The following is a 16,379-nucleotide window of genomic DNA, read 5'->3' as shown; positions in this document are numbered from 1 at the left end:
CCATGCCCATTCAGGGGAATGCTATGAAGGCCGTCGAAATCACCGAGTTTGGCGCACCCGAGGTTCTGAAGCTGGGTGAGCGCCCGATGCCCGAAGCCGGCAAGTGCGAGGTGCTCATCAAGGTGGCCGCTTCCGGCGTCAACCGGCCGGACGTATTTCAGCGCAAGGGCGCGTATGCGCCGCCGCCCGGTGCGTCGGACTTGCCGGGGCTGGAAGTGGCGGGCGAGATCGTCGACGGTGATCTGGATTCGAAACACAATCCGTTCGGTCTCAAGAAGGGCGATCGCGTCTGCGCGCTGCTGGCGGGCGGCGGCTATGCGGAGTACGCGGTCGCGCCGCTCGAGCAATGCCTGCCGGTGCCCGAAGGTCTGTCCGATATTGAGGCCGCCTCGCTGCCGGAAACGTTCTTCACTGTGTGGAGCAACGTCTTCGAGCGCGCGCATCTCGGCGCGGGCGAAAACGGCGAAGAAGAGACGCTGCTCGTGCAGGGCGGATCGAGCGGAATCGGCGTCACGGCCATCCAGATTGCGCGCGCGCTCGGCTTTCGCGTGTTCGCAACCGCGGGCAGTGACGAGAAGTGCCGGGCATGCGAGACGCTCGGCGCGGAGCGGGCGATCAACTACAAGACGGAGGATTTCGTCGAAGTGGTGCGCTCGCTCACGAACGATCGTGGCGTCGACGTGATTCTCGACATGGTCGCGGGCGACTATCTGCCGCGCGAACTGAAGGCGCTCGCCGATGGCGGGCGCATCTGCGTGATCGCGTTGTTGGGCGGGGCGAAGGCGGAGATCAACCTCAACGATATTTTGCGCCGCCGGCTCGTCATCACGGGCTCGACGCTGCGTCCGCGTCCCGTCGCGTTCAAGGCCAGGATTGCCGCCAAACTCAAGGAACGTGTGTGGCCTGAAATCGAGGCAGGGCGCATCAAGCCGGTCATCCACCAGGTGTTTCCGGCAAGCGAAGCCGCCGCCGCCCACACGCTGATGGAGAGCAGCACGCATGTCGGCAAGATCGTTTTGGATTGGCGAGAAAACGAGTGATGAGCGCGTGATAAGCGCGAACGGTCTTCGGCGGTTTGACCGAGTTATCCGTATCACAGTAAAATCGCCTGTTTTGCAAGCAGTTCGCAGTTTGTAGCGGTTCATTCCCATAACGCGGCGGCTGAGTGAAATGCATGGCCGCCTATAACTAAAGCGGCCGTCGCAAGCCGCCAAGTGACGAGACATGTCGAGACAACGGGCGAAACTGGTGGTGGGGAACTGGAAGATGCACGGCCGCATGCAGGAAAACGCGGTCTTGCTGACGGAAGTGGCCTCGGGGGCATCGGCTTTGCGCAGCGGCGTGAACGTGGGCGTGTGCGTTCCGTATCCGTATCTTGCGCAAGCGCAGGCGCTGCTCGAGGGGTCGGTGGTGCGCTGGGGCGTGCAGGACGTATCGGCGCATACCCAGGGCGCGTACACCGGGGAAGTCGCGGCCGAGATGGCGCTGGACTTTGGCGTGACTTACGCGATCGTCGGGCATTCCGAACGTCGCGCGTATCATCACGAAACGCCGGAACTGGTCGGAGCCAAGGCGCGTCGCGCGCTCGAAGCGGGACTTACGCCTATCGTCTGCGTCGGTGAAACGCTCGATGAACGCGAGTCCGAGGCAACGGAGCGGGTCATCGGGGCGCAGCTCGAAGCGGTGCTTCTCATGCTGAGCGAGGAGCAAGCGGCGCGCATCGTCGTCGCGTACGAGCCGGTCTGGGCGATCGGCACGGGCAAGAGCGCGACAGCAGGCCAGGCGCAGCAGGTTCACGCGTTTCTGCGCAAGAAGCTGGCGGAGAAAGGCGCCGCCGCCGCGGAGGTGCCGCTTCTGTATGGCGGCAGCGTCAAACCCGAGAACGCGCAGGAACTGTTCGGGCAACGAGACATCGACGGCGGGCTGATTGGCGGCGCGTCGCTGAAGTCGAAAGATTTTCTTGCGATCTGCCAGGCGGCGCGAACCGTGGTGCAATAAGCGGTTAGTGGCGAAGCAGTCGAAAGAGCATGTCGTGACACGTCGGTGTCACGGAAACATCAAGACCCAGGTGAGTTGAAATGCTGTATTTAAAGACATTGATTATCGTCGTCCAGTTGCTGTCGGCGCTTGGCGTGATCGGGCTCGTGCTGCTTCAGCACGGAAAGGGCGCCGACATGGGCGCGGCGTTCGGCAGCGGCGCGTCGGGCAGTCTGTTCGGCGCGACGGGGTCGGCAAACTTCCTGTCGCGCACGACTGCTGTCCTTGCCGCGATCTTCTTCATCACGACGCTGGCGCTGACGTATCTCGGGAGCTACAAGCCGCAGACATCGGCTGGCGTGCTGGGCGCAGGTCCGACGTCTGCATCGGCGCCTGCGGCGGCTGGAAAGAGCGCGTCGGCTCCGGTCAGTACGCCGGCAGCGGCTGCGCCTGCTTCGTCCGCGCCGGGCAGCGACGTGCCCAAATAAGACGCCAGAACAAATTTTCGCGAAATTCGTGTTTTGTGCGTTGAACAATTCGTGGGGCCTAGTTATAATTCAAGTCTTGAAGCGATTCGCGGCAATTAAGAAGTTTGTTTTCCCGGATTGCAGTACAGTGCCGACGTGGTGAAATTGGTAGACACGCTATCTTGAGGGGGTAGTGGCGAAAGCTGTGCGAGTTCGAGTCTCGCCGTCGGCACCAAAAGTTATCCAATGCCAGCCGCATGCATCGCTTCGGCTGGCATTGTCACTTCTGGAGTACCCTTACGGTATGGTTGATATCGTGAGCCGTCCCAAGTGAATCCTGTCGCCGGGTGGTCCGTCCCGGCAAGCATCTCAATCATCACTGACCGAAACTACCGATCAGAGGAAAGCCTTGAACCTCGCACCCTATTACCCCGTCTTCTTGTTTCTTGTGGTGGGCCTTGGTTTAGGTATAGCGCTGGTCAGCATCGGCAAGATTCTCGGTCCCAACAAGCCTGACACCGAAAAGAATGCCCCGTACGAATGCGGCTTCGAAGCATTCGAAGACGCGCGTATGAAGTTCGATGTGCGCTACTATCTCGTCGCAATTCTTTTCATCATTTTCGACCTTGAGACGGCGTTCCTGTTTCCGTGGGGCGTGGCCCTGCGCGACATCGGCTGGCCCGGCTTCATGGCCATGATGATCTTTCTGCTCGAATTTCTGCTCGGCTTCGCCTACATCTGGAGAAAGGGCGGCCTCGACTGGGAATGACGCGTAGATCACCGGATTCATGGGCGGCTTTGGCTGGCTGCTCATCTGGAGTGGAAATCAAATGAGTATCGAAGGGGTCTTGAAGGAAGGCTTTGTCACCACCACGGCTGACAAGCTGATCAACTGGACGCGCACGGGCTCGCTGTGGCCTATGACGTTCGGTCTCGCGTGCTGCGCGGTCGAGATGATGCATGCGGGCGCCGCCCGTTACGACCTGGACCGCTTCGGCGTAGTGTTTCGTCCGAGCCCGCGCCAGTCCGACGTGATGATCGTCGCCGGCACGCTGTGCAACAAGATGGCGCCCGCGCTTCGTAAGGTGTACGACCAGATGGCCGAGCCGCGCTGGGTCATTTCCATGGGTTCGTGCGCGAATGGTGGCGGCTACTACCACTATTCGTACTCTGTCGTGCGTGGCTGCGACCGTATCGTTCCGGTCGACGTCTATGTCCCGGGCTGCCCTCCGACGGCCGAGGCGCTGGTCTACGGCGTGATCCAGTTGCAGGCGAAGATCCGCCGCACGAACACCATCGCCCGTCAATAAAGGCCTGAGCCTCCCCAACTATGGCAAGCAAACTCGAGACCCTCAAAGCGAACCTCGAGGCGGCGTTTGGCGACCGTCTCCAGAACATTACCGAATCGCTGGGTCAGGTGACGGTCGTCGTGAAGGCGGCCAACTATCTTGAAGTCGCGACGAGGCTGCGTGACGACCGCTCGCTCGGCTTCGAGCAGCTCATGGACCTCGCCGGCATCGACTATTCGACTTTCGGCGACGGCGTCTACGAAGGCCCGCGCTTCGCGGCCGTCGTGCATCTGCTCTCCATTGCGAATAACTGGCGCCTGCGTGTGCGCGTGTTCGCACCGGACGACGAAGTGCCGATCATTCCGTCGCTCGTCGATATCTGGTCGTCGGCCAACTGGTACGAGCGCGAGGCGTTCGACCTGTACGGCATCGTGTTCGAAGGCCACCCCGATCTGCGTCGCATTCTCACGGACTACGGCTTCATCGGCCATCCGTTCCGCAAGGACTTCCCGGTCACGGGCTTCGTCGAAATGCGCTACGACCCGGAAGAGAAGCGCGTCGTGTATCAGCCTGTGACGATCGAGCCGCGCGAAATCACGCCGCGCGTGATCCGCGAAGATCGCTATGGTGGTCTGAAACATTAAGAGAGCGTCATGGCAGACATCAAGAACTACACGCTGAATTTCGGCCCGCAGCACCCTGCCGCGCACGGCGTGCTGCGCCTCGTGCTCGAACTCGACGGCGAAGTGATCCAGCGCGCCGATCCGCACATCGGCCTGCTTCATCGCGCGACCGAAAAGCTCGCCGAAAGCAAGACCTTCATTCAGTCGGTGCCGTACATGGACCGTCTCGACTACGTGTCGATGATGGCCAACGAGCACGCCTACGTGATGGCGATCGAAAAGCTGCTCGGCATCGACGTGCCGATCCGCGCGAAGTACATCCGCGTCCTGTTCGACGAAATCACGCGTGTGCTGAACCATCTGATGTGGATCGGCTCGCACGCACTCGACGTCGGCGCGATGGCGGTCTTCCTCTACGCGTTCCGCGAGCGCGAAGACCTGATGGACGTGTACGAGGCGGTGTCGGGCGCGCGCATGCACGCGGCGTATTACCGTCCGGGCGGCGTGTATCGCGATCTGCCTGACGCAATGCCGCAATACAAGGTCTCCAAGATTCGCAATGCGAAGGCGCTGGAGCGGATGAACGAGAACCGTCAAGGTTCGCTGCTCGACTTCATCGAAGACTTCTTCAATCGCTTCCCTGGTCATGTCGACGAGTACGAAACGCTGCTCACCGACAACCGGATCTGGAAGCAGCGTCTCGTGGGCATCGGCGTGGTGAGCCCGGAGCGCGCGTTGCAGCTGGGCATGAGCGGCGCGATGCTGCGCGGCTCGGGCATCGAGTGGGATCTGCGCAAGAAGCAGCCGTACGAGGTCTACGATCAACTCGACTTCGACATTCCGGTTGGCGTGAACGGCGACTGCTACGACCGCTATCTGGTGCGCGTCGAGGAAATGCGCCAATCCACGCGCATCGCCAAACAGTGCATTGCCTGGCTGCGCAAGAATGCCGGCCCTGTGATGGTCGATAATCACAAGGTTGCGCCGCCGTCGCGCGTCGGCATGAAGAGCAACATGGAAGAGCTGATTCACCACTTCAAGCTCTTCACGGAAGGCTTCCACGTGCCGGAAGGCGAGACGTACGCCGCTATCGAGCATCCGAAGGGCGAGTTCGGCATCTATCTGGTGTCGGACGGCGCGAACAAGCCGTACCGCCTCAAGATCCGTGCGCCTGGCTTTGCGCATCTGGCCGCGCTCGACGAGATGGCGCGAGGCCACATGATCGCCGACGCTGTCACGATCATCGGAACGCAAGACATCGTGTTCGGCGAAATTGATCGCTGATTCCGATTTCAATACCCGCTCGCGCGGCGCGCTCGTCGGCCGGGCCGCCGTCGCGCTGAATCGGGCGGGAAGCGTTGAAGCAATTACAGGAAACCGCAGGACGCCAGGTCTGCCGCAGTAAGATGTACGCGGCAGGTTTTCGTTCGGTAGGAATTGAAAGAGTCGTGTCTGAAAATGATCTCAGCTGAAGGCCTGAAAGAAATCGATCGTGCGATCGCGAAGTATCCCGCCGAGCAAAAGCAGTCGGCGGTGATGGCTGCGCTTGCTGTCGCTCAGGAAGAGCGCGGATGGCTCTCGCCCGAACTCATGAAGTTCGTCGCCGACTATCTGAGCATGCCGCCGGTCGCGGTGCAGGAAGTCGCCACGTTCTACACGATGTACGAGCTCGCGCCGGTCGGTAAGCACAAGATCACGCTCTGCACGAACTTGCCCTGCCAGCTGGGTCCGGACGGCGGCTCGGATAGTGCTGCTCAATATCTCAGGCAGAAGCTCGGCATCGACTTCGGCGAAACCACGCCCGACGGCAAGTTCACGCTGAAAGAAGGCGAATGCTTCGGCGCGTGCGGCGATGCACCCGTCATGCTGGTGAACAATCACCGCATGTGCAGCTTCATGAGCCGCGAGAAGATCGACCAGTTGATCGAGGAACTTTCGAAATGACGTCTCTTCACGATCGTCACATCAAGCCGCTGATCCTCGCTGGCCTTAACGGCGAGAACTGGCATCTCGAAGATTACGTTGCGCGCGGCGGTTACAAGCAGCTGCGCCGCATTCTGGAAGAGAAGATTCCGGCCGAGCAGGTAATCGCCGACGTCAAGGCGTCGGGTCTGCGCGGCCGCGGCGGTGCGGGCTTCCCGACCGGACTGAAGTGGAGCTTCATGCCGCGTCAGTTTCCGGGGCAGAAGTACCTCGTCTGCAACTCGGACGAAGGCGAGCCGGGCACGTTCAAGGACCGCGACATTCTTCGCTGGAATCCGCACGCGCTGATCGAAGGCATGGCCATCGGCGCGTATGCCATGGGCATCACCGTCGGCTACAACTACATCCACGGCGAGATCTGGGAAGTCTATAAGGTGTTCGAAGCGGCGCTGGAAGAAGCGCGCGCAGCCGGCTATCTCGGCGCGAACATTCTCGGCTCCGGGTTCTCGTTCGAGTTGTACGCTCACCACGGTTACGGCGCGTACATCTGCGGCGAAGAAACGGCGCTGCTGGAATCGCTCGAAGGCAAGAAGGGCCAGCCGCGCTTCAAGCCGCCTTTCCCGGCGAGCTTTGGCGTGTACGGCAAGCCGACCACCATCAACAACACCGAGACGTTCGCTGCGGTGCCGTTCCTGCTGGAAATCGGGCCGCAGAATTACCTTGAAATCGGCAAGCCGAACAACGGCGGCACGAAGATCTTCTCGGTGTCGGGCGACGTGAATCGTCCGGGCAACTACGAGATTCCGCTCGGCACGCCGTTCTCGACGCTCATGGAACTCGCGGGCGGCGTGCGCGGCGAGTCGATCAAGGCGGTGATTCCGGGCGGATCGTCGGCGCCGGTGGTGCCGGGCGAAATGATGCTCGCGACCGACATGGACTACGATGCGATCGCCAAGGCCGGCTCGATGCTCGGCTCGGGCGCGGTCATCGTGATGAACGAAACGCGGTGCATGGTGCGTTCGTTGCTGCGTCTGTCGTACTTCTATTACGAGGAGTCGTGCGGTCAGTGCACGCCTTGCCGCGAAGGCACGGGCTGGCTGTATCGCGTGGTGCATCGCATCGAGCACGGCCTCGGCCGCAAGGAAGACCTGGATCTGCTGAACTCGGTCGCCGAAAACATCATGGGCCGCACGATCTGCGCGCTCGGCGATGCGGCGGCGATGCCGGTGCGCGGCATGCTGAAGCACTTCTGGAACGAATTCGAATATCACGTGGAGCACAAGCACTGTCTCGTCGGCGGGCACGCGCATCATGCGGCGTCCGAGGCGCTTACCGCGTAATCAGGCGCACAGTCAGTTGCGCGAAAGAGGTTGAGGACCATTCCCCATCATGGTTGAACTAGAAATTGACGGCAAGACGGTCGAGGTGCCCGAAGGCAGCATGGTGATTCAGGCTGCCCATAAGGTCGATACGTACATTCCTCACTTCTGCTATCACAAGAAGCTGTCGATCGCGGCGAACTGCCGGATGTGCCTCGTCGAAGTCGAAAAGATGCCGAAGGCCGTTCCCGCGTGCGCCACGCCGGTGTCGGCGGGCATGGTCGTGCGGACCGCCTCCGACAAGGCTGTGAAGGCGCAACAGTCGGTGATGGAATTCCTGCTGATCAACCACCCGCTGGATTGCCCGATCTGCGATCAGGGCGGCGAGTGCCAATTGCAGGATCTGGCCGTGGGTTACGGCAAGTCCCAGTCGCGCTACAACGAAGAAAAGCGCGTCGTGTTCCACAAGAACGTGGGCCCGCTCATCTCGATGGAAGAGATGACGCGCTGCATTCACTGCACGCGCTGCGTGCGCTTCGGTCAGGAAGTCGCCGGCGTCATGGAACTCGGCATGCTGGGCCGCGGCGAGCATTCGGAAATCACGTCGTTCGTCGGCAAGACCGTGGATTCGGAACTGTCCGGCAACATGATCGATCTGTGCCCGGTCGGCGCGCTCACCAGCAAGCCGTTCCGCTACAGCGCGCGGACGTGGGAACTGTCGCGCCGCAAGTCGGTGAGCCCGCACGATTCTGTCGGCGCGAACCTCGTCGTGCAGGTCAAGAACAACCGCGTGATGCGCGTTCTGCCGATGGAGAACGAAGCCATCAATGAATGCTGGATCTCGGACAAGGACCGTTTCTCGTACGAGGGTCTGAACAGCGACGACCGTCTGACCGCGCCGATGCTGAAGCAAGGCGGCAACTGGATCGAAACGGACTGGCAGACGGCGCTCGAGTACGTGGCGAAGGGCATCAAGGGCATCAAGGCGGACCATGGCGCGAACGCCATCGCCGCGCTCGCGACGCCGCACAGCACGGTCGAAGAACTGTATCTGCTGAAGCAATTCGCGGAAGGCGTCGGCTCGCCGAACGTCGATTTCCGTCTGCGTCAGAGCGACTTCTCCGCGCCGGTTGGCGCGGGTGCGCCGTGGCTCGGCATGAAGATCGCGGATCTCTCGAACGTCGATACGGCGTTCGTCATCGGCTCGTTCCTGCGTCGTGATCATCCGCTCTTCGCCGCGCGTCTGCGTCAGGCTGCGAAGAACGGCGCGATGCTCACGTTCCTGAACGCAAGCAACGACGACTCGCTGATTCCGACCGCGCATCGCCTGGTCGCTGCGCCCTCGGCGTGGCTCGACCAGCTCGCGGGCATCGCGGGTGCGGTTGCGGAAGCGCGCGGTGTCGCGCTGCCGGACGCGTTCGCTGGCCGCGAAGTGTCGGCCGCGGCGAAGGACGTGGCGGCTTCGTTGTCGGCAGGCGAGAAGCGGGTCGTGCTGCTCGGCAATGTCGCGGTTCAGCATCCGGACTTCGCGCAGATCCAGGCGGCGGCACAGTGGATCGCCGACAACACCGGCGCGACGCTCGGTTTCCTGACGGAAGGCGCGAATTCGGTGGGCGGTTATCTCGTCGATGCGCTGCCGGGCGAGGGCGGTCTCGACGCCCGCGCGGCCTTCGAACAGCCGCGCAAGGGCTACGTGCTCTTCAACGCGGAGCCGGAACTCGATGCGTTCAACCCGGCGCAGGCCGTCGCGGCGCTGAAGGCAGCGGAGATGGTGGTCGTGATGTCGCCGTTCAAGCACGGCATGGATTACGCCGATGTGCTCCTGCCCATCGCGCCGTTCACGGAGACGTCGGGCACGTTCGTCAACGCGGAAGGCACGGCGCAGTCGTTCAACGGCGTCGTCCGCGCACTGGGCGACGCGCGTCCGGGCTGGAAGGTATTGCGCGTGCTGGGTACGATGCTCGGCCTGCCGGGCTTCGAATTCGACACGGCGGAAGAAGTGCGCGTGGCCGCGCTCGGCACGGGCGATCTCACCGCGCGTTTGTCGAACAAGTCGACGGTCGCAGCCAAGCGCGCCGCGTCGGGCATTTCGGTGAAGGGCGGCTTCGAGCGTCTCGCCGACGTGCCGATCTATCACGCCGACGCACTGGTGCGCCGCGCGCCGTCGTTGCACCTGACGGCAGCGGCGCGCGACGCGAACGTCGCCGGCCTGCCGACGACGGTCTTCGACAAGCTCGGCCTGAAGGACGGCGATGCCGTGCGTATCAAGCAAGGCAACCTGTCGGTGGTGATGCCTGCGGTTCGCGACGCGAACCTGGCGGAAACGGTGGTCCGCGTGTCGGCGGCTACCGCGGCTGGCGCCGCACTCGGCGGCCTGTTCGGTGAACTGGTAGTGGAGAAGGCGTAATGGGCTTGTTCGATACGATCAACGCAGGCGGCACGCAGCTTCTTGGCGTTGCCTGGCCGACCGTGTGGGCGCTCGTGCGCATCCTCGTGGTTGCAGTGGTGATCCTGCTGTGCGTCGCGTACCTGATTCTCTGGGAACGCAAGCTCATCGGCTGGATGCACGTGCGTATCGGCCCGAACCGCGTGGGCCCGGCGGGCTTGCTGCAGCCGATCGCAGACGTGCTGAAGCTGCTGCTGAAAGAAGTCATTCAGCCGACGCAGGCGAGCAAATGGATCTACGTCATCGCGCCGATCATGACCGTGGTGCCGGCCTTCGCGGTCTGGGCGGTCATCCCGTTCCAGGCGAAAGCGGTGCTCGGCAACATCAACGCAGGTCTGCTGTACGTGATGGCAATCTCGTCGATCGGCGTGTACGGCGTGATTCTCGCGGGCTGGGCGTCGAACTCGAAGTACGCGTTCCTCGGCGCGATGCGCGCGGCGGCGCAGATGGTGTCCTACGAAATATCGATGGGCTTCGCGCTCGTCGTGGTGCTGATGGTGGCGGGCACGCTGAACATGTCGGATATCGTCGCTTCGCAGCAGCGCGGCATTTTCGCGGGCTTCGGCGTCAACATCCTGTCGTGGAACTGGCTGCCGCTTCTGCCGATGTTCGTCGTGTACTTCATCTCGGGCATCGCTGAAACCAACCGTCACCCGTTCGACGTGGTGGAAGGCGAATCGGAAATCGTCGCGGGCCACATGATCGACTACTCGGGCATGGCGTTCGCGCTGTTCTTCCTCGCCGAGTACATCAACATGATCGTGATCTCGGCGATTGCGACGACGCTGTTCCTCGGCGGCTGGGACGCGCCGTTCGGCTTCCTGTCGTTCATTCCGGGCGTTTTCTGGTTCGTGCTCAAGGTGTTCTTCCTGCTGTCGGTCTTCATCTGGGCCCGTGCGACGTTCCCGCGCTACCGCTATGACCAGATCATGCGTCTCGGCTGGAAGGTGTTCCTGCCGGTCTCGGTAGTCTGGGTGGTGGTGATCGGCTTCTGGATCATGTCGCCGCTCAACATCTGGAAGTAGTCGGACGAACCCAGGACAAGAGCGGACCAATCATCATGAACGCAATTCAGAACTTCTTTAAGACCTTCTTCCTGACCGAACTGCTGAAGGGTCTGGCGCTGACGGGCCGTTACACGTTCCAGCGCAAGATCACGGTGCAGTTCCCGGAAGAAAAGACGCCGGTGTCGCCGCGCTTTCGCGGGCTCCATGCGCTGCGCCGCTACGAGAACGGCGAAGAGCGATGCATCGCTTGCAAGCTGTGCGAAGCGGTGTGCCCGGCGCTCGCGATCACGATCGAATCGGAGACGCGCGCGGACAACACGCGCCGCACGACGCGCTACGACATCGATCTGACCAAGTGCATCTTCTGCGGCTTCTGCGAAGAAAGCTGCCCGGTCGATTCGATCGTCGAGACGCACATCCTCGAATATCACGGCGAAAAGCGCGGCGATCTCTATTTCACGAAGGACATGCTGCTTGCAGTGGGCGATCGCTACGAGACGGAAATCGCCGCATCGAAGGCGGCCGACGCGCCTTACCGTTGATGCTTACCGGCGCCGCGCGACAAAGCACGATGACGTCCCGCGCGCCGGTGTCGAAGCCGAAGCGAAATTGCTGTTGCTGTTGGCGCGTTGCGCCGCGCGCCGACACACCCTGCCTGATGATGGCCTAACGATGAACCGGTAATCATGGAATTCACAACCGTACTGTTCTATATCTTCGCGCTGCTGTTGACCGTGTCCGCGCTGAAGGTGATCACCTCGCGCAATCCGGTGTCATCCGCGCTCTTTCTCGTGCTCGCGTTCTTCAACGCAGCCGCGATCTGGATGCTGCTGCAAGCCGAATTCCTCGCGATCCTGCTGGTTCTCGTGTATGTCGGCGCGGTGATGGTGCTCTTCCTCTTCGTCGTGATGATGCTCGACATCAACATCGACGTGCTGCGACGCGACTTCAGGCGGTTCGTGCCGCTCGCGACCATCGTGGGCGCGATCATCGTCATCGAAACGGCGCTGATTCTGTGGCACGGCTACGGCGCGACCGTCACGCCGCTGCGCGATGCAGGCACGGCTGCCGCGGGCGCCGGCGTGAGCGGTGCGGCGCTGATGCCGAATACGCAGCTCATCGGCAAGGTCATCTACACCGACTACATTTTTGCGTTCGAAATCGCGGGTCTCGTGCTGCTGGTCGCCATCATTGCAGCCATCTCGCTCACCGTTCGCGACAAGAAGGACAAGAAGACGCAAACCGTCAGCAAGCAGGTGAAGGTTCGCCGTCAGGACCGTGTGCGCCTCGTGAAGATGCAGGCCGAAAAGCAGGCGCCGGATGCATCGGTGGAACCTGCCGTGACCGGCAACATCGGCGCGGGCGCCGTGGACAATCAGGGCTGAGCGCGAAGGAGAGAACAAACATGTTGAGTCTTGCCCATTACCTCGTGCTCGGCGCGATCCTTTTCGCGATCAGCATCGTCGGCATCTTCCTGAACCGCCGCAACGTCATCATCATCCTGATGGCCATCGAACTGATGCTGCTCGCGGTGAACACCAATTTCGTCGCGTTCTCGCACTATCTGGGCGATGTTCACGGCCAGATTTTCGTGTTCTTCGTCCTGACCGTGGCCGCCGCTGAAGCCGCGATCGGCCTCGCGATTCTCGTGACCCTGTTCCGTAGCCTCGACACGATCAACGTCGAGGACCTCGATCAGCTCAAAGGTTAATTTCAGGCTAGGCTGTTATGTCCACGACACTCAATGAAAACCTCCTGCTCGCGGTCCCGCTGGCTCCGCTCGCGGGCTCGCTGATCGCGGGGCTGCTCGGGAAGACGGTCGGGCGCAAGGGTTCGCACCGCGTCACGATTCTCGGCGTCTTCATCTCGTTCATCCTCTCGGCGTTCGTGTTTTACGACGTGATGATGGGCGCGAGCTTCAACGGCACCATCTACGAATGGATGACGATGGGCTCGCTGAAGATGGAAGTCGGCTTCCTCGTCGATTCCCTCACGGCGATGATGATGGTCATCGTGACCTTCGTCTCGCTGATGGTGCACATCTACACCATCGGCTACATGGCGGAGGAAGACGGCTATCAGCGGTTCTTTTCGTACATTTCGCTCTTCACGTTCTCGATGCTGATGCTCGTGATGAGCAACAACTTCCTGCAGCTCTTCTTCGGCTGGGAAGCGGTGGGGCTCGTCTCGTACTTGCTGATCGGCTTCTACTTCACCCGTGAAAGCGCGATCTACGCGAACATGAAGGCGTTTATCGTCAACCGCGTGGGCGACTTCGGCTTCCTGCTCGGCATCGGTCTGCTGCTGGCGTTCGCGGGTTCGCTGAACTATGGCGACGTCTTCGCGCAAGGCGAAAAGCTCGCCGCCATGACGTTCCCGGGCACGAGCTGGGGTCTGTTGACCGTGGCGTGCATCTGCCTCTTCATCGGCGCGATGGGCAAGTCCGCGCAGTTCCCGCTGCACGTGTGGCTGCCGGATTCGATGGAAGGCCCGACGCCGATCTCCGCGTTGATTCACGCGGCGACCATGGTGACGGCCGGCATCTTCATGGTGACGCGCATGTCGCCGCTCTTCGAGCACTCGGATGCCGCGCTATCGTTCGTCACCGTCATCGGCGCGATTACGGCGCTGTTCATGGGCTTCCTCGGCGTGGTTCAGAACGACATCAAGCGCGTGGTCGCGTACTCGACGCTCTCGCAGCTCGGCTACATGACGGTCGCGCTCGGCGTGTCCGCGTATCCGGTCGCGGTGTTCCACCTCGGCACGCACGCGTTCTTCAAGGCGCTGCTGTTCCTCGGCGCGGGTTCGGTCATCATCGGCATGCACCATGACCAGGACATGCGCAACATGGGCGGGCTGGCTAAGTACATGCCGATCACCTGGATCACGTCGCTGATTGGTTCGCTCGCGCTGATCGGCACGCCGTTCTTCTCGGGCTTCTATTCGAAGGACTCGATCATCGATGCGGTGAAGCTCTCGCATCTGCCGGGTTCGGGATTCGCGTATTTCGCGGTGGTCGCGAGCGTGTTCGTGACGGCGTTGTATTCGTTCCGCATGTACTTCCTCGTGTTTCACGGCAAGGAGCGATTCCGTGGTCCGAAGCACCCCGACTCGCCGATGGGCGCGGAAGAAGCGACGCACGGCCAGGGGCACGGCAGCGACGATCACGGCCACGCACACGGTCATGGTCACGATGATCACGGCCACGCACACGAGCCGCACGAAAGCCCGTGGGTCGTGACGCTGCCGCTCATCCTGCTCGCGATTCCGTCGGTCATCATCGGCGCGATCATGGTCGGCCCGATGCTGTTCGGCGACTTCTTCTCGCACGGTGTCGTGTTCGACAAGGTGATTTACATCGCCGAGAATCACGAAGGCATGCGCGAAATGGCCGAAGAGTTCCACGGCTGGTTCCCGATGGGCCTGCATTCGGTCGCGGGCTTGCCGGTATGGCTGGCGCTCGCGGGCGTGATCGTCGCGTGGTTCCTGTACATGAAGCGCCCGGATCTGCCGCCGGTCATCCGCCGTCGCTTCGGCCCGATCTATACCTTGCTCGACAACAAGTACTACTTCGACAAGATCAACGAAGTGGTCTTCGCCCGAGGCGCAATCGCCATCGGTCGCGGGCTGTGGAAAGAGGGCGATGTGGTCGTCATCGACGGCGTCGTCAACGGCAGTGCGCGGTTCGTCGCCTGGTTCGCCGGTGTGATCCGCTTCCTTCAATCCGGTTACATCTATCACTACGCGTTCGCCATGATTATCGGCATGTTGGGGCTCTTGACCCTGTTTGTAACGCTCGGCGGCAAATAAGGCGAGGGACCCTATGCACTCTTTTCCGATTCTCAGTGTCGCGATCTGGTTGCCGATCGTCTTCGGCGTCCTGGTCCTGGCTGTAGGTTCTGACCGCAACCCGGCGCCCGCGCGCTGGGTGGCGCTGATCGGCTCGGTTCTCGGTCTGATCGTGACGCTTCCGCTGATCACCGGCTTCGATACGTCGAGCGCCGCGCTGCAATTCGTCGAACAGGCGAACTGGATCGAGCGGTTCAACATCACGTATCACTTGGGCGTCGACGGCATCTCGATGTGGTTCGTCGTGCTGACCGCGCTCATCACCGTGATCGTCGTGATCGCCGGGTGGGAAGTCATCACGGAGCGCGTCTCGCAGTACATGGCCGCGTTCCTGATCCTCTCGGGCATCATGATCGGCGTGTTCTCCACGGCCGACGGCCTGCTGTTCTACGTGTTCTTCGAAGCCACGCTGATTCCGATGTACATCATCATCGGCGTCTGGGGCGGCCCGAATCGCGTGTATGCGGCGTTCAAATTCTTCCTGTACACGCTCGCCGGCTCGCTGCTGATGCTAATCGCGCTGCTGTACCTGTACACGCAGACGCACACGTTCGATCTCGCCACGTGGCAAGCCGCGAAGATCGGCATGACGCCGCAGGTGCTGCTATTCATTGCGTTCTTCCTGGCGTTCGCCGTGAAGGTGCCGATGTGGCCGGTTCACACCTGGCTGCCGGACGCGCACGTGGAAGCGCCCACCGGCGGTTCCGTCGTGCTGGCCGCGATCATGCTGAAGCTGGGCGCGTACGGTTTCCTGCGCTTCTCGCTGCCGATCGCGCCGGACGCCAGCCACTTCCTCGCGCCGGTCGTCATCACGCTGTCGCTGATCGCGGTCATCTATATCGGCCTCGTCGCGATGGTGCAGGCGGACATGAAGAAGCTCGTCGCGTATTCGTCGATCGCGCACATGGGCTTCGTCACGCTCGGCTTCTTTATCTTCAGCCAGCTCGGCGTGGAAGGCGCGATCATTCAGATGATCTCGCACGGCTTCGTCTCGGGCGCGATGTTCCTGTCCATCGGCGTGCTGTACGACCGCGTGCATTCGCGGCAGATCGCGGACTACGGCGGTGTGGTGAACACCATGCCGAAGTTCGCCGCGTTCTCGATGCTCTTCGCGATGGCGAACTGCGGTCTGCCGGGCACCTCTGGTTTCGTCGGCGAGTTCACGGTGATTCTGGCCGCCGTGAAGTTCAACTTCTGGATCGGCTTCCTCGCGACGTTCACGCTGATTCTCGGCGCGGCCTATACGCTGTGGATGTACAAGCGCGTGTACTTCGGCGCGGTGGCCAATGACCACGTGGCGAAGCTCGCGGACATCAACAAGCGTGAGATGTTCATGCTCGTCGTGCTCGCGTTGTTCACGCTTTACATGGGCCTGCACCCGAAGCCCTTCACCGACGTGATGCACGAGTCGGTGGCAAACCTGCTCTCCCACGTCGCGCAGTCCAAGCTGCCGCTGGCTCAGTAACGCCGTGCGGAGGA

At 61.9% G+C, this 16,379-nt stretch carries 16 protein-coding genes and 1 tRNA gene; all 17 read left to right on the top strand.

The features are described from left to right. Positions 1-23 precede the first annotated feature (23 nt). The 17 genes from GV035_RS18675 to GV035_RS18595 all read left to right on the top strand — a co-directional run bounded on the left by GV035_RS18675 (position 24) and on the right by GV035_RS18595 (position 16,365). Positions 24-1,040: an NAD(P)H-quinone oxidoreductase gene (locus GV035_RS18675; protein WP_201303999.1), complete on the top strand. Its 1,017-nt coding sequence runs from the start codon at positions 24-26 to the stop codon at positions 1,038-1,040. A gap of 184 nt (positions 1,041-1,224) precedes the next feature. Beyond that, the gene (gene tpiA / locus GV035_RS18670; protein ID WP_159836471.1) at positions 1,225-1,998 is read left to right on the top strand and encodes a triose-phosphate isomerase; all 774 of its coding nucleotides are present in this window, start codon (positions 1,225-1,227) and stop codon (positions 1,996-1,998) included. Between the two features lie 80 nt (positions 1,999-2,078). After that, positions 2,079-2,465, top strand: coding sequence for a preprotein translocase subunit SecG (gene secG, locus GV035_RS18665; protein WP_159836470.1), 387 nt, complete (start codon positions 2,079-2,081; stop codon positions 2,463-2,465). Positions 2,466-2,594: 129 nt separating this feature from the next. Beyond that, positions 2,595-2,679: transfer RNA gene (locus tag GV035_RS18660), tRNA-Leu, on the top strand. A 174-nt stretch (positions 2,680-2,853) separates the two neighbouring features. After that, positions 2,854-3,213 carry an NADH-quinone oxidoreductase subunit A gene (locus GV035_RS18655; RefSeq protein WP_159836469.1) on the top strand — a complete coding sequence of 120 codons (360 nt, stop codon included), beginning with the start codon at positions 2,854-2,856 and terminating at the stop codon, positions 3,211-3,213. Positions 3,214-3,274: 61 nt separating this feature from the next. Next, on the top strand, positions 3,275-3,754 hold the full coding sequence (locus GV035_RS18650; RefSeq protein WP_006052903.1) for a NuoB/complex I 20 kDa subunit family protein: 480 nt from the start codon (positions 3,275-3,277) through the stop codon (positions 3,752-3,754). 20 nt (positions 3,755-3,774) lie between these two features. Continuing rightward, positions 3,775-4,377, top strand: a complete 603-nt coding sequence (locus GV035_RS18645; protein WP_159836468.1) for an NADH-quinone oxidoreductase subunit C — start codon at positions 3,775-3,777, stop codon at positions 4,375-4,377. A 9-nt stretch (positions 4,378-4,386) separates the two neighbouring features. Next, positions 4,387-5,640: an NADH-quinone oxidoreductase subunit D gene (locus GV035_RS18640; RefSeq protein WP_159836467.1), complete on the top strand. Its 1,254-nt coding sequence runs from the start codon at positions 4,387-4,389 to the stop codon at positions 5,638-5,640. A 174-nt stretch (positions 5,641-5,814) separates the two neighbouring features. Then, on the top strand, positions 5,815-6,300 hold the full coding sequence (nuoE, locus tag GV035_RS18635; protein WP_159836466.1) for an NADH-quinone oxidoreductase subunit NuoE: 486 nt from the start codon (positions 5,815-5,817) through the stop codon (positions 6,298-6,300). Further along, the gene (gene nuoF, locus GV035_RS18630) at positions 6,297-7,619 is read left to right on the top strand and encodes an NADH-quinone oxidoreductase subunit NuoF (RefSeq protein WP_159836465.1); all 1,323 of its coding nucleotides are present in this window, start codon (positions 6,297-6,299) and stop codon (positions 7,617-7,619) included. The genes nuoE and nuoF overlap by 4 nt, the downstream gene beginning before the upstream one ends. A gap of 49 nt (positions 7,620-7,668) precedes the next feature. Next, positions 7,669-10,005, top strand: coding sequence for an NADH-quinone oxidoreductase subunit NuoG (gene nuoG / locus GV035_RS18625; RefSeq protein WP_159836464.1), 2,337 nt, complete (start codon positions 7,669-7,671; stop codon positions 10,003-10,005). Continuing rightward, positions 10,005-11,069: an NADH-quinone oxidoreductase subunit NuoH gene (nuoH, locus tag GV035_RS18620; RefSeq protein ID WP_159836463.1), complete on the top strand. Its 1,065-nt coding sequence runs from the start codon at positions 10,005-10,007 to the stop codon at positions 11,067-11,069. Before nuoG ends, nuoH begins: the two co-directional genes overlap by 1 nt. A 35-nt stretch (positions 11,070-11,104) precedes the next feature. After that, on the top strand, positions 11,105-11,593 hold the full coding sequence (gene nuoI / locus GV035_RS18615; RefSeq protein ID WP_159836462.1) for an NADH-quinone oxidoreductase subunit NuoI: 489 nt from the start codon (positions 11,105-11,107) through the stop codon (positions 11,591-11,593). A gap of 144 nt (positions 11,594-11,737) precedes the next feature. Continuing rightward, on the top strand, positions 11,738-12,436 hold the full coding sequence (locus GV035_RS18610; RefSeq protein WP_159836461.1) for an NADH-quinone oxidoreductase subunit J: 699 nt from the start codon (positions 11,738-11,740) through the stop codon (positions 12,434-12,436). Positions 12,437-12,456: 20 nt separating this feature from the next. Continuing rightward, positions 12,457-12,762, top strand: coding sequence for an NADH-quinone oxidoreductase subunit NuoK (gene nuoK / locus GV035_RS18605; RefSeq protein WP_007588140.1), 306 nt, complete (start codon positions 12,457-12,459; stop codon positions 12,760-12,762). Positions 12,763-12,779: 17 nt separating this feature from the next. Continuing rightward, the gene (gene nuoL / locus GV035_RS18600) at positions 12,780-14,861 is read left to right on the top strand and encodes an NADH-quinone oxidoreductase subunit L (RefSeq protein WP_159836460.1); all 2,082 of its coding nucleotides are present in this window, start codon (positions 12,780-12,782) and stop codon (positions 14,859-14,861) included. Between the two features lie 13 nt (positions 14,862-14,874). After that, positions 14,875-16,365, top strand: coding sequence for an NADH-quinone oxidoreductase subunit M (locus tag GV035_RS18595; protein ID WP_159836459.1), 1,491 nt, complete (start codon positions 14,875-14,877; stop codon positions 16,363-16,365). Positions 16,366-16,379: the final 14 nt, after the last annotated feature.

The sequence above is a fragment of the Burkholderia sp. 8Y genome (assembly GCF_902506145.1).
Lineage (GTDB): Bacteria > Pseudomonadota > Gammaproteobacteria > Burkholderiales > Burkholderiaceae > Caballeronia.
The sequence above is the reverse complement of the archived record's forward strand: the minus strand, read 5'-3'. Positions and strand labels throughout refer to the sequence as shown.